The sequence below is a fragment of the Marseilla massiliensis genome (genome assembly GCF_023336985.1).
Classification (GTDB): Bacteria; Bacteroidota; Bacteroidia; order Bacteroidales; family Bacteroidaceae; genus Prevotella; species Prevotella intestinigallinarum.
The window spans coordinates 22,358-36,186 of sequence record NZ_JAMBLP010000007.1 but is presented as its reverse complement, the minus strand read 5'-3'; the positions used below and the strand labels follow the sequence as shown (position 1 = coordinate 36,186).

At 59.1% G+C, this 13,829-nt stretch carries 8 protein-coding genes; 5 read left to right on the top strand and 3 right to left on the bottom strand.

Annotated features, from left to right (window positions below; genetic code table 11):
- Positions 1–34: 34 nt before the first annotated feature.
- Entirely contained in the window at positions 35–904 is an 870-nt protein-coding gene (locus tag M3089_RS07060; RefSeq protein ID WP_249082887.1) for a PepSY-like domain-containing protein, read from the bottom strand.
- Positions 905–1,775: 871 nt separating this feature from the next.
- Between M3089_RS07060 and M3089_RS07055 the strand changes: the two genes are divergently transcribed.
- The 5 genes from M3089_RS07055 to M3089_RS07035 all read left to right on the top strand — a co-directional run bounded on the left by M3089_RS07055 (position 1,776) and on the right by M3089_RS07035 (position 10,048).
- The gene (locus tag M3089_RS07055; protein WP_249082885.1) at positions 1,776–4,241 is read left to right on the top strand and encodes an alpha-L-arabinofuranosidase C-terminal domain-containing protein; all 2,466 of its coding nucleotides are present in this window, start codon (positions 1,776–1,778) and stop codon (positions 4,239–4,241) included.
- 19 nt (positions 4,242–4,260) lie between these two features.
- Positions 4,261–5,307, top strand: a complete 1,047-nt coding sequence (locus tag M3089_RS07050) for a glycoside hydrolase family 43 protein (RefSeq protein WP_249082882.1) — start codon at positions 4,261–4,263, stop codon at positions 5,305–5,307.
- A gap of 125 nt (positions 5,308–5,432) precedes the next feature.
- Positions 5,433–6,716, top strand: a complete 1,284-nt coding sequence (locus M3089_RS07045) for an O-acetylhomoserine aminocarboxypropyltransferase/cysteine synthase family protein (RefSeq protein WP_205111047.1) — start codon at positions 5,433–5,435, stop codon at positions 6,714–6,716.
- 1,388 nt (positions 6,717–8,104) lie between these two features.
- The gene (gene gdhA / locus M3089_RS07040; protein ID WP_249082880.1) at positions 8,105–9,442 is read left to right on the top strand and encodes an NADP-specific glutamate dehydrogenase; all 1,338 of its coding nucleotides are present in this window, start codon (positions 8,105–8,107) and stop codon (positions 9,440–9,442) included.
- Positions 9,443–9,457: 15 nt separating this feature from the next.
- A complete protein-coding gene (locus M3089_RS07035) occupies positions 9,458–10,048 on the top strand; it encodes a septal ring lytic transglycosylase RlpA family protein (protein WP_249082877.1) in 591 nt (196 codons plus the stop codon).
- 194 nt (positions 10,049–10,242) lie between these two features.
- On the opposite strand, the gene M3089_RS07030 is transcribed toward M3089_RS07035, so the two are convergent.
- The gene (locus M3089_RS07030; RefSeq protein WP_249082876.1) at positions 10,243–11,127 is read right to left on the bottom strand and encodes a hypothetical protein; all 885 of its coding nucleotides are present in this window, start codon (positions 11,125–11,127) and stop codon (positions 10,243–10,245) included.
- A 309-nt stretch (positions 11,128–11,436) separates the two neighbouring features.
- Positions 11,437–13,407 (bottom strand): glycoside hydrolase family 97 protein, encoded by a 1,971-nt coding sequence (locus tag M3089_RS07025; RefSeq protein ID WP_249082873.1) that lies wholly within the window; start codon positions 13,405–13,407, stop codon positions 11,437–11,439.
- Positions 13,408–13,829: the final 422 nt, after the last annotated feature.

Below are 13,829 nucleotides of genomic sequence, written 5' to 3'. Positions count from 1 at the left end.
CCCCAGCTTCATCCATCCATCGGAGGGGCCGCCCTCACCACGCCTGGGTCACCTGTCCGTCGGGCGTCACCCTGAGGTCGCGGTCGGGGTTGTCGGTGTCCACGAGATAATAGCTCTCTGTAGCGGTCTGCACATAGTCGCAGTCGTCGATGCGCGCCCCCGGCAAGGCCTGCCGAACGGCGTCGGCCACCAATGCCGGCACGTCGCGGCTGCAGTCGGTCTTGGTCATCACCCACTCGTAAGCGGCGGTGAACAACACCTCGACGCTCTTGCCGCCGTGGCGCAGGTCGACCTCTATCATGCCGTTGTCCTCGATGTCGAAGTCAACCACGGCCGCCCCGGCAAACGCCGAGTCGACGTATGCCTTGACCTCGGCCGGCATGCCCTGCTGTATCATCCCGCCGTTGCCGCTGCCTGAGCCCGAGCCTTCAACGTCGCGGTAGAGCGTGCCGCCGAGGTCGAAGTATAGGTCGTGGTCGGCCTGCCCGCGCTTCTCAACCTCTATCTTGTACACCGTCTCGTAGTCGGGGCGCTGTATCTCGTCGATGTCGTCAACCGTCCAAGCATCGAGCGCATAGGCCGTGGCGGCATATCCCGACTGCACCGCCTGAGGCAGGTCGGCCAGGCTGCGGCCATAGTCAACCTCGGTCATGGCCCACAATCCGGCATGTGTGTACCATGCCTCGTGGTCGCGGCCGTCCTTGCGGAACTCGGCCACATAGTAACCGCCACGCTCTGAATCCCACTCCACATAGCCCGGGTTGCCATATTGGTGAGAGAAGGCCGCCGTAACGGCGTCGGGCACGCGGGCGTAATCATCGTTGTCGTCGTCGTCGCACGACGTGAACGCCACCATACCCACTGCACAGGCCATTGCCATTCCAATCCATTTCCATTTCTTCATAATCTATTCTCCTTTTCTGTTTGTTTGTTTTCTAATTGTCTGTTCACGCAGGCAAAGATACGGGGTGAATCTGAAAAGATTCTGAAAAATGGCCAAAAATGAAACAAAACTGCAATATATGTTACCCCAGGCAAATGCCACTGCCCAGCAGGCGCTACTGAAATCCTGGGTGGCAACGCCCCACCGGCGGCACCAGATTTGTAAGACTACGTTACCCTGGCGCAGGCCTGCCGCAACAGCCTGGGCCACAGCCGTTTGCCAAACGGGCCACTCGGCTGCACAAAACAGCACGTTCCACGGTGCCGTACGGCCCGTTTTGCACCGCCATACGGCCCGTTTCGCGCAGCCATACGGCCGCGGGCTCGCCCGCGGGCCACGTTTGTCGGCTTTTATTACCGCCTTGGCAGCCACGGACTACGCCCCATGCCCTGCTCCGGCGGGCATAGGCCTGCAAACCGCCGGCACCCAGACGCCATTCCAATCCACATGACTATTCTGTGACATTGCCGTGCCCCTTGCATGCTGCCGTGGCCAAAGGCGACGCCATCCAAGCCGTGGCCGGACGGAAGCAAGAGGGCTGCAAGGGGGCTTAAGCGCTTGTGAGGCATGGCATTAATGTGGAAACAGGCATGCGGCGGCGCAACAATCGATTTGGGTTAAATATAATTAAGAAAGCGGATGGCAAGCCGCCCGGTAGCGAGAAAACAGCTACCTTTGTACTCAAATAGCAGCATCCGGCAATCGGCAACAATACTGTTGCCGGGGCATTGGGCCCCGCCGTGGCGGCAATGCAACACCGGGCAAACGGCCGCGCACCGGCCGGCAAGCCATGAAACAAACTTAATTACCAACAAAAACCATAATAAGGACAATGAAAAAAGCCTTGATTTGCGCCATGCTCATGGCCTCAAGTGCCATCGGGGCAAGGGCCTCGGAGAGCACCAACGACTCACTCTACCTGTTTTCTTATGCCTCAGACAACATCAACGGCAACGGAGGGCTGCGCCTGGCCTGGAGTGCCGACGGGAAGATGTGGCACAAGATAGGTGGCGGCTACGACTTCGTGAAGAGCGACTACGGCGCATGGGGCAGTGGCAAACGCATGTTCGACCCTGTGCTCGAAAGGCAGAAAGGCGGCATATGGGTGTGCTCGTGGCTGGTCAAGAAAGACGGCTGCGTGATGGCGCTGACCGAGAGCCGCGACCTGCTACTGTGGAAACCGCAAGACTATATGTCGGCCCGCGTCATGATGGGGCCCAACCGCAACGTGCCGCGCGACACCGTGGCATTCAACGACGGCACCCGGGCCACCGGCAGGGTGCACCGCGTGGAGAAGCAGGTGGTGGAGAACGTAATAGCCGAATACGAGCGGAGGCAATACCGCACGGCGCGCAACAACGAGCTGATGAAGGACGACAAGGCGCGGTTTGCAGGCCTCGGCAAGGTGACGGTGACGGTTACGCCCCGCCCACAAGACCAAAAGGCCATCAGCCCCGACTTGTTCGGGGTGTTCTTCGAAGACATAAACTATGCTGCCGACGGCGGGCTCTACGCCGAACTGGTGCAGAACCGGGGGTTTGAATACTCCGACGCCGACCACCCCAGGCACGAGGGCTGGGGGCCGGCTTACGCATGGCGCACCTACGGCGGGGCCGCGCTCAGCTTTGACACCGCCAATCCAATACACGCCAACAACGCACACTATGCCGTGCTCGACGTCAGCAAGCCCGGTGACGCCATGGCCAACACTGGCTTCGACGGCATCGCCGTGAAGCAGGGCGACACCTACCTGCTGTCGCTCTTCGGCCGCATGGTCGAGGGCAACGGACGGCGGGTGCGCGTGGCTCTGCGCACCAAGGACGGACGCGAGATTGGCTCGGTAGCCGTAACGCTGCCCCGCGACGGGTGGCGCAAGCTCAACGCCAAGATAAAGGCCACCGAAACAGCGGCCGACGCCGAGCTGGCCATAATGCCGGAAGCTGCCGGCCGATATGCGTTCGACATGGTGTCGCTGTTTCCAAAAGACACTTACAAAGGGCGGCGCAACGGCCTCAGGCGCGACCTGGCGGAGGCCATAGCCAACCTCAAGCCGCGTTTTGTGCGCTTCCCAGGCGGATGCGTGGCCCACGGCAACGGCATACAGAACATCTACAGGTGGAAAAACACCGTCGGACCGCTGGAGAGCCGCAAGGGCATGGCCAACATTTGGCGCTACCACCAGTCGGTGGACCTGGGCTTCTATGAGTACTTCCAGTTCTGCGAAGACATGGGGGCCGAGCCGCTGCCGGTGCTCGCCGCAGGAGTGCCGTGCCAAAACTCGTCGTGGGGAGGCGACGGGCAGCAGGGCGGAATACCCCTGGGCAAGGAGATGGACGAATACATACAGGACGTGCTCGACCTCATTGAGTGGGCCAACGGCGACAAGACCACCAAGTGGGGACGCGTGCGCGCCGAGGCCGGACACCCCAAGCCGTTCAACCTGAAGTATGTCGGCATAGGCAACGAAGACCTCATCTCCGAGGTGTTCAAGGAGAGGTTCAAGCTCATCTACGACGCCGTCAAGGCGAAATACCCCGACATCACGGTCATCGGAACGGTGGGGCCGTTCTACGAGGGCTCCGACTATGAGTACGGATGGCAGTTTGCCAAGGAGCTCGACGTGCCCATCGTCGACGAGCACTACTACTGCCCGCCGGGCTGGTTCATACACAACCGCGACTTCTACGACGCCTACGACCGCCGCGGGCCGAAGGTTTACTTGGGCGAATATGCCGCCCACGCCCCCGGCAGGCCTAACAACATGGAGACCGCCCTGAGCGTGGCGCTCTACCTGACCGACCTGGAGCGCAACGCCGACGTGGTGAGCCTGAGCAGCTTTGCACCGCTCATGGCGCGACGGGGCAACACGCAGTGGACTCCCGACATGATGTACTTTGACAACACTTCGGTGAGGCTCACCACTGATTATTACGTGCAGCGCATGTACGGACAGAACGTGGGCGACGACTATATACCCGCCACGGTGGCATCAGACAACGACCGCGAAGACGTCAACCTGCGCTTCGGGCAGTCGGTGGTGCGCGACAAGGAGACTGGCGACGTAATCATCAAGCTCGTCAACGCGTTGCCCGTGGGCGTGGAATGCAGGCTGAACCTCGGCGACATGGTGGCCGACGGCACGCCAACCGAGGTGGAGCGCATGGCCGGGGAGCCGTCGGACACCCGAGCCAAGCCGTCGAAGACCACGGGAACGATAAGCAAAGAGCAGGCCATAAGCCTGGAACCCTACTCGTTTACGGTGATAAGGGCGAAGGCGGGAAGCACTCTAAAGAAATAGACCAACAACGTAAAGGATTATGAAAAAGACTCTCAAAGCGTTAATGGCGGCCATGATTGCAATGGCTGCCGCCACCAACGCCACGGCGCAAAACCCGCAGAAGGGCGACTACGGCTACCTGTTCTGCCACATGAGCGGACGGGGTGAATGGACTGCCTACGCCATCAGCCGCGACGGACTGAACTACCACGACCTGCGCGGAGGCGGACCTGTGTTCGACCAAAAGGCACTTGCCGCCATCGAAGGGGGCACACGGGATGCCTACATCTGCCGCAAGCACGACCTGTCGGGCTATCTCATGGTGACAACCGACATGTGCGTGGGCAAGAGCAAGGTGTGGAACAACTACGGAATCAACCTGCTCACGAGCGACGACATGATAAACTGGAAGTCGACGACGTTCGACTTCCGCAAGGGGGCGGCCATATTCTCCGACAAAGACAGCCCCGACCCATACCGCGACTACTCAACCGTCAACCGCGTATGGGCCCCGCAGATATTCTGGGACCCCACATACACGTGGCCGGACGGACGCCGCGGCGGATACTTCATATACTTCTCGATGTGGAACCAGGCCGAAGAGAAGTACGACAGGATGTATTACTCGTATGCCGACGAATCGTTTACCACCCTGACAAAGCCGCGACTGCTCTTCGACTGGGGCTATGCCACCATCGACGCCGACATCAATTACCTTGAAAGCGACGGCCTTTACCACATGATGATAAAGAAAGAGGGAGGCACGCCGGGCCTGTTTACGGCCACCGCCCCCAAGCTAACAGGCCCGTGGAGCGAGCCGGTGGACGACGATTACGTAGACTTCGAGGGCAAGAAGAAGTGTGAGGGCGTGTCGGCCTTCCAGCTGGCGGGCGACTCAACGTGGCTCATCTACATAGAATACTCGTCGAAGCCCAAGAGATACCGTATATGCCGGGCCGACAAGTACTTGCGCAACTTCCACTCGCCGCAAGACATCAAGGGGGTAGAGGCCCCGCAGCACGGCTCGTTCATGCGCCTGACAAAGGAGGAATACGAGCGGCTGGAGCGCTGGGGCGCCGGAAAGTGAGGGCCACAAGGCATTGTGGCCGCCTCGGCCAACCCTCATCTACCATCCTCCCCCGCCCTACGGCAAACAAAAAGAAACAACGAGCCGCGCCAACGGGGCGCGGCCATCATCACAATCAACACGAAATGGAAAAGAAACTACGACCGGCTTCACTCTGCGTGCGCGCAGGATGGAGCCCAAAGAACGGCGAGCCCGTGGAGCCGCCCATCATCCAAAGCACCACATTCAAGTACGACGACAGCGACGAGATGGCCATGCTCTTCGACCTGAAGAAGGAAGGCTACTTCTACACACGGCTGCAAAATCCCACCAACGATGCCGTGGCGGCCAAGATTGCCGCCCTCGAAGGGGGAGTGGGCGCTGTGCTGACGTCGTCGGGCCAGGCCGCCAACTTCTACGCGGTGTTCAACATCTGCGAGGCCGGCGACCACATCGTGGCCTCCAACGAGATTTACGGCGGAACGTTCAACTTGTTCGGCGTGACACTCAAGAAGCTCGGCATAGAGTGCACCTTCGTCAATCCCGAAGCCGGCGACGACGAGATACAGAAGGCTTTCCGCCCGAACACCAAGGTGATGTTTGGCGAAACCATCTCCAATCCGGGCTGCAAGGTGCTCGACATTGAGCGGTTTGCACGCCTGGCCCACAGCAACGGCGTGCCACTCATAGTCGACAACACCTTCGCCACGCCCGTCAACTGCCGACCGTTTGAGTGGGGGGCCGACATCGTTACGCACTCCACGACCAAGTATATGGACGGCCACGCCACGCAGGTGGGCGGATGTGTGGTAGACAGCGGACGCTTCGACTGGATGGCCCACGCCGACCGCTACCCGGGGCTGTGCCGCCCCGACGAGTCGTACCACGGACTTGTCTACGCCGAAGCCTTCGGAAAGATGGCCTATACCACCAAGCTCGTGGCACAGCTCATGCGCGACCTCGGCTCCATACCGGCGCCTATGAACGCGTTTCTGCTCAACATCGGGCTGCAGACGCTGCACCTGCGCATGAGGCAGCACTGCGCCAACGCGCAGACGGTGGCCGAGTTCCTCAACGGCGACCCGCGCGTGGCATGGGTAAACTACCCCGGGCTGAAGGGCAACGAGTATCACGAGCTGGCCGAGAAATACCTGCCCGACGGCAGCTGCGGAGTGATTGCCTTCGGACTGAAGGGCAACCGCGACACAGCTATCAAGTTCATGGACTCGCTGAAGATGATTAACATCGTGACCCACGTGGCCGATGCGCGCACCTGCGTGCTCCACCCGGCAAGCCACACCCACCGCCAGCTGTCCGACGAACAGCTGAGGGAGGCCGGCATCGCGCCCGACCTGATACGCCTGTCGGTGGGCATCGAAGACGTGGAAGACATTCTCGACGACATACGCCAGGCCCTCGACAAAATCTGAACGCAGAAAACCATCGGGGCCGAACGGCCTGAGGCAAAAGCCAGCACGGGCAGTAAGCGAAAGCGGATGCGGAGCCTTTCCGCATCCGCTTTTGTTTTCCGGCCAAGGGGCACGGCCCGTCACGGCATACTGCGGCTGCCCCCGGGCCACTGCGGCACGATGCTCTATGCCACTATGTTTTGCCGTACTGTGCCGCCGTATTGGCCGCCCCGTACAATGCGCTGTGCCACAGCCACTTGCAAAACGGGCAGTTTTATACTGCAAAACGGGCCGTATGGCGTTGAGAAATGGGCCGTTTGACAATGCAATATGGCACGTTTTGGCTACCGCCACCACTCTTGCCCACAAAAGACTGCCGTGCGGCCGCCGCTGAGACAGGCCGCGCCCGACTACGACGGCGCACGCAAACAACAGCCAAGACAATGTCACGACACGCCCTACAAGCATGGGCCAAAAGCGCCTCCGCCCTGTTCCAGGCATTAGCCCTGCCGCCTTAGGCCGAAGCCAGGCAGGCGGCAGAGAGGAAAACGGCAGGCAGGATGGCGGCACGGCGGCCCGAAGGCATGTGGATAAACGCACAGGCGCAAAAACAGACACATATAGAAACAAGGTGACATTTGGGTTAAAATCTGCCAAATAAAGATATAACAGTTTTATATCGGGCTGGTTTGGCTTGGCGTTAAGGCAAAATTCACTATTTTTGCAATACCGCTACAGGCCGCGGCATGGCTGCAGGCACCTGACCGCCGACCCAATACGCGGTGACACCTGCGCCAAGACCGCTTGGCCATCCCGTGCCCAACACTGTAACATCTTGCCGCCGTACATATCTGGCAGAGCCTTTCACCGTGGAACGGCGGGCTGCGCCGGGGCCGGGCGTCAGGCATGGTGGCGGCAAAACGACGCAAGGGTTTGCAACGCATTATATTAATGTGGACCAAAACATGGGCCTCAACGGTGGAACTGCCCGGCTACCACCGAATGGCTGAGGCAACGATAAGGCCGGACGGCACGCCGCAACCGGCAGGGTGAACCAGCCGCCCCGACTGTGACCCAGCAACCGCCGGAACACATGGCAGCATGCAAACATCCGAAGCGAACCGACAGCGCCAAACAGCAACGGCAAGGCTGTCAACAGCCATTACAAATGCTCACGACAGACACAAAAGGCGCAACACACCGGCAAGCCGCGCGAGGCCGAATGGCGACTGTGTTCGCAGACAGCGAAGACAAGAGCCAGACGGAAGCAGAAAATTAACAAAAAGAAAGTATCGGCAGCAAAATTTTCCGATTTTCGTTTGGTGTTTCAAGGGCTTTTTCTTATTTTTGTGACGTTGTAATGACACAATGACACAGTAATAGTTGAACCCTTTAAATATCGGATTACTATGGAGGTGGAGAAAATAATGCAGTCGCTGGAGCAGAAGCATCCGGGCGAGCTGGAGTACTTACAGGCAGTAAGAGAGGTGCTAATCTCGGTAAAGGACGTTTACAATCAGCATCCCGAATTCGAGAAAGCCAAGATAATTGAGCGCATAGTGGAGCCGGAGCGCATCGTGACGTTCCGTGTGCCATGGGTCGACGACCGCGGCGAGGTGCACGTAAACCTCGGCTATCGCGTTCAGTTCAATAGCGCCATAGGTCCGTATAAGGGCGGACTAAGGTTCCACCCGTCGGTGAACCTCTCGATACTGAAGTTCCTCGGATTCGAGCAGACGTTCAAGAACGCGCTCACCACACTGCCCATGGGCGGTGGCAAGGGTGGCTCAGACTTCTCCATCCGCGGCCGTTCAGACAACGAGGTAATGCGCTTCTGCCAGTCGTTCATGACAGAGCTATACCGAGTGATTGGCCCGGAGGAAGACATACCCGCAGGAGACATCGGTGTGGGAGCACGCGAAATAGGCTACCTGTTCGGCATGTACAAGAAACTGACGCACCACTGGAACGGTGTATTGACGGGCAAGGGCCTCGAATGGGGCGGCTCGCGCATACGCCCGGAGGCAACAGGCTACGGAGCGCTCTACTTCGTAAACCAGATGCTCCAGACCCACGGCTACGACATAAAAGGCAAGACCGTTGCCATAAGCGGATTCGGCAACGTGGCTTGGGGAGCAGCCAAGAAGGCCACAGAGCTTGGTGCCAAGGTGATAACGATATCCGGACCCGACGGCTACATCTACGACCCGGCCGGCCTCGACGACGAGAAGATTGCATACATGCTTGAGCTTCGCGCAAGCGGCAACGACGTTTGCCAGCCCTACGCCGACGAGTTCCCGGGCTCGGAGTTCCGCGCCGGACGCAAGCCGTGGGAAGTGAAGTGCGACATCGCGCTGCCATGCGCCACACAGAACGAGCTCAACGGGGCAGACGCCGACCTGCTGCTGGCCAACAAGCCTATCTGCATTGCCGAGGTGTCTAACATGGGATGCACGGCCGAAGCCGCAGAGAAATTCGTTGCCGCCAAGCAACTCTTCGCCCCGGGCAAGGCTGTCAACGCCGGCGGCGTGGCCACATCGGGCCTTGAAATGACCCAGAACGCCATGCGCCTGAACTGGAGCGAGGCCGAAGTGGACGACAAGCTGCACTACATCATGCACAACATACACGACCAGTGCGTGAAGTACGGCCGCGAAGCCGACGGATATGTTGACTACGTAAAGGGTGCCAACATTGCCGGTTTCATGAAGGTTGCCAACGCCATGATGGCCCAAGGCATAGTTTAAGACAAAATTTTCAACGTGAGATACAGGTTAATAGGTATAGCACTAACAACACTTTTAACAGGCTTTGCCTCATTGCACGCCCAGTACGTGCAACGGGGCAAAGCCACTTATTATTCCAAACGAGCCACCGGGGCGCGCACAAGCAGCGGCGAAAGGGTTCACCACGACAGTCTGACATGCGCCCACCGCACCTATCCTTTCGGCACGAAGCTCAAGGTTACCAACCCCGCCAACGGCAAGTCGGTAATTGTCAAGGTTACCGACAGGGGCCCGTTCGCACGCGGACGCATCATCGACTTGTCGTGGAAGGCGGCAAAAGAGCTTGGAATGCTGGCCCAGGGAGTGGCCATGGTCGAGGTGGTGAGGGCCGACAAGATAGTCGTGCCGTTCAAACCGAGCGAAGAAAAGCACGTAATAGAATTCGATTTTGAAAGCAGCAACGTGGCCGAGATGCTGCGCCCTACATGGCAAGAGATGAAGGAAGTGAACCGCCGAACCAGCGCCGGGCAGCAAAACAGGCGTCAGGCCAAGCGAAACGACAGCAAGGAAAAGCACAGGCCAACCTCCAAAGTCACCAAGCAACAGACGTCGGGCAAGCAAAAATGAAAGCCGGCCTACGGCATAACCACTTGCCGACAGCATGGGCCGGCCACATAGACAAGGCACAGACGCATTGCAGCACCACACCTTTAAGCAGCCAAAGACAGCTATGGCCGGCAACGGCTTTGCCGCCGGCACATTCCGGCAACGGGCAAAGGCCGTAGGCACGCGGCAATGGCAGACAGCAAGGCGGGCGCCCGTCAGCGCCGCCTCAGCGGCACACGGAACTCCCTAACCTGCGATGTTATCTCCTTGTTGCCCTGCACCACGGCCACCCTTACCACCGCTTCGCCATCCTTTACGCGCGAGTCGGCATAGACAGTTGCCGTATACCGCACGCCACGACCGGGGGCGATGCTCTCTACCCTTAGCGGTGGCGACACGTGTACATGCTTGTTTCCGGTCACCTCGACCACCGTTGGGTTGACATCGTAGAGCGTAATGCCCGAGCAATTCATTATCTCGAACGACACCTTGCCGTCTTCGCGGCGGCTTAGGGCGCCGTCGCCGCTGGCATCAACAAAAGTGATATTGCGCACTTCCATGTCTTTGTTGACAGCCAGCTTGTAGCCCGGCATGCTGCTGCGCAACTCGTCTACCGACACCGAGGGGGCCACCTGGCGTCCTGCCACGCCCACCCTGCTGTCGCCGCCACCGCCATACGGTGGCACCTGTGCGCCTCCGTCATCGAACACAATGCGGTCGTCGCCGCTGTGGGTAGGGTCAAATCCGCTCTCATCGCTGCCCTGCTGCGGCGGCACATAGGCACTACGGCCGCTCCCGTAGCCCTCGCCATAGTTGCCACTGCGGCCGTACCGCGAATCGCGGTACTCCATATACCTGCGGTATTCGTCTTGCTTCGCCTTGTCGGCCGACGCCCCCACAGCTGCACCGACCGCCGCTCCGCCTGCCATGCCTACAACGGTGCCAATGTCGCTGCCCCGCGGCCCTCCGGTGATACCGCCTATGGCAGAGCCGAGTATAGAGCCAAACGTGGCTCCAGTGGCTGCCCCCTGGCCTGTATAAGTGCCGCATGAGCCTAATGACAGCGCCACACCCAACAATAAAACGATGCTATTCTTCATATCAATATTGAACATGTTACCGGCGACTAAGATACTAATAATAGTCGGATGTCGTGCAATAAAAAAAGTGAAAAGAACGCCATCATAACACCGTAGGCATGCAAAATATGAAAAAAAGGATATTTCTCGAGCACTCACAGACATAAACCGGCTTCTCAAAACAGCCATTGCCATGGGCCGAAAGGCCTCATGATGCCATCGCCAAACGGCCGTGTGCACTCCAGCGCGAGCGACACGGACAGGCAACAATGCCGCCGCCCACAGCAAAAGCCACCGCGCAGGCAAGATGCCGGGGCTGCCGCGCCACGGTCATCTCACCTTTACTATGCGTATGGCAGCACCCCCTCCGCGCGCAAGCCTTAGGTCCAAAACAGAGTCTGCCGTCACTTCCACCTGCCTGAAGCCCATGGAGTAAGGGTTTGCCTGGTAGTCGGCGCCCTCGCCGTCTTCGTAGACGAAAGCCTCATACACGGCATCCTGGTCGAGGAAATCGAGCTTGAGGCTTATTTCCCTGCTGTCGGAGCCGGTGAGACTGCCCACAAACCAGGTGTCGCCACCGCGCTCCTTGCGGGCGATGGTGACATAACTGCCTATCACCCCGTTGGGAACAACGGTCTTGCTCCATGTGGTCGGGCAACTCTCGATGAACGAAAGGGCCGGGTGAAACTCATAGTTGGCAATCTCGTCGGCCGCCATCTGCAGCGGACTATAGAGCACGACAAACTCTGCCAGCTGCTTGGCCAGCGTGGAGTGCGGGTGAGTGCCCTCCACCACTTCGCTGAAATTGAATATGGCCGGGGTGAAGTCTACCGGGCCGGCAAGGCACCGCGTAAACGGCAGCGTGGCCGTATGCTCAGGCGGATTGCCCCCGCGAGTGTCCCAGGCGTTGTACTCCTGCCCCCTCACACCCTCCTGCGTCATCAGGTTCGGGTATGTGCGCTGCAAGCCAGTGGGCATTGCCGGCTCATGGTTGTCTATCATTATATGGTGCCTGGCGGCCGCCTCGACCACCTTGCGGTAGTGCCGTATGCCGTATTGCGATGCCGACAGCTCCCTGCCGTCCATCAGACGGCCCACGTATCCGGTCTTTACCACACGGATGCCCATGCTTGCGTACCAAGCAAAAGCCGAGTCCATCTGCTCTTCAATGAGCCGTGCGTTGCCCCACGACTCCATGTGTGCAATGAAGCGCAGGCCCTTGCCGAGGGCATAGTCGGCCACCCCGGCAATGTCGAAGTCGGGGTATGCCTTCAGAAAACTGAGCTGTTCGCCCTGGCCCCAGCCGTAGTTCCAGCCTTCGGCCAGCACCCCGCTGAACCCGTGGCGTGCCGCGAAGTCGATGTATCGCTTCACGTTGGCGGTGGTAGCCCCGTGTTTCGGCCCCATCTCCCATGTGTTCTTCTTCTTGTGGATGCTCCACCAGATGCCCACATACTTGCCCGGCTCGATCCACGAAGTGTCGGTAATGCGGCATGGCTCGCTGAGGTTGAGCATCATGCGCGACGTTATCAGCCCTCCGGGCGTGTCGGCCATCATTATGATGCGCCACGGGCTTTTCATCGATTGCGACGCATACACCTTGGTGCCGTCGCTCCACGGCGTGAGGGCTGTGACGAGAGTAGTGCCGCGCGAAGCCAGGTTGATGCCCGCATAGTCTTCGAGGGCCGCCTCGTGAATGGCCATATACAGGCCCGGTTCATACTCGATGGTGAGCGGCGTGCACACGGTATCGAGGTCTGAAACGCGCTGCCGGGTGTATATACCCTCGAAATACTGCGTACGGTTGGTGGGTATCGACCACGCATAGGCATCGTGGGCCAGCGAAAACTGGGTGACCTCGTCCTTCACGGCAATGTGCCCCACGGTGGGCTGGGCGGGTATCACATAGCGGAATCCTATGCCGTCGTCGAACGCCCTGAACACAATGTCGAGCCGCCTCCGCTTGCCGTGCTTCTGCACGAGGTGCAGAGTGAGCTCATTGTAGTGGTTGCGCACATACTCATCTTCGCCCCACACCTGCCTCCAGGTGTCGTCGTGGCTTGCCGTGTCGGTGCCCGCCACCGCAAAACCGCTGTCGAGCCTGCCGTCGGCCAGCACAAAGCCGAGCGCCGACGGTTTCATCACCGCCGCCCCATCGCGCGCCAACTCGTAGAACACCTTGCCCTTGCTTACGGCAACCGACAACACTATCCGCCCGTCGGGCGAACATATCTTCGTGGCCGCAGCTGCCCTTGCGGACAATAAGGCAACCATCATGATTAAGAATACCAATCTGCTCATTGCGTCAATATCATTATTTTCGACAAAGATAATGCAAGCGAGGGCAATGTGAGCTTACTCACCTGTTGCCGAGCGCAGCTTATTTTCTACAAAGATATGAGTTTATATTACCACGTAAAAGACCGCCTAACGAAAATCTAAACCAATAAAATTGCAATATATTGATTATCAGCCCATTCATTCGGAAACACCTCTTTGAAATCTAAACATTATCAACCACCGGCACAAGGTATATGCACCTTTCAGCCCAAACAGGCCGTAAGCGGGCGGAACAATCATCACAAATGACATTGGCGATTGACATACGCCACTGCCGAAGGGGCGGCGAGCAACTGCAAGCCAAAGCGGCATACAGGGTGCCGGACAAAGGGTGGAACCGCTTTTTAAGCATGGCACAAACGCAAAACAGCCATCAGGCGGCA

Bases quoted from the DNA above. Each gene is read 5' to 3' on its own strand.
- M3089_RS07060 (WP_249082887.1), bottom strand. From the start codon at position 904: ATGAAGAAATGGAAATGGATTGGAATGGCAATGGCCTGTGCAGTGGGT.
- M3089_RS07055 (WP_249082885.1), top strand. From the start codon at position 1,776: ATGAAAAAAGCCTTGATTTGCGCCATGCTCATGGCCTCAAGTGCCATC.
- M3089_RS07050 (WP_249082882.1), top strand. From the start codon at position 4,261: ATGAAAAAGACTCTCAAAGCGTTAATGGCGGCCATGATTGCAATGGCT.
- M3089_RS07045 (WP_205111047.1), top strand. From the start codon at position 5,433: ATGGAAAAGAAACTACGACCGGCTTCACTCTGCGTGCGCGCAGGATGG.
- gdhA (WP_249082880.1), top strand. From the start codon at position 8,105: ATGGAGGTGGAGAAAATAATGCAGTCGCTGGAGCAGAAGCATCCGGGC.
- M3089_RS07030 (WP_249082876.1), bottom strand. From the start codon at position 11,127: ATGAAGAATAGCATCGTTTTATTGTTGGGTGTGGCGCTGTCATTAGGC.
- M3089_RS07025 (WP_249082873.1), bottom strand. From the start codon at position 13,407: ATGAGCAGATTGGTATTCTTAATCATGATGGTTGCCTTATTGTCCGCA.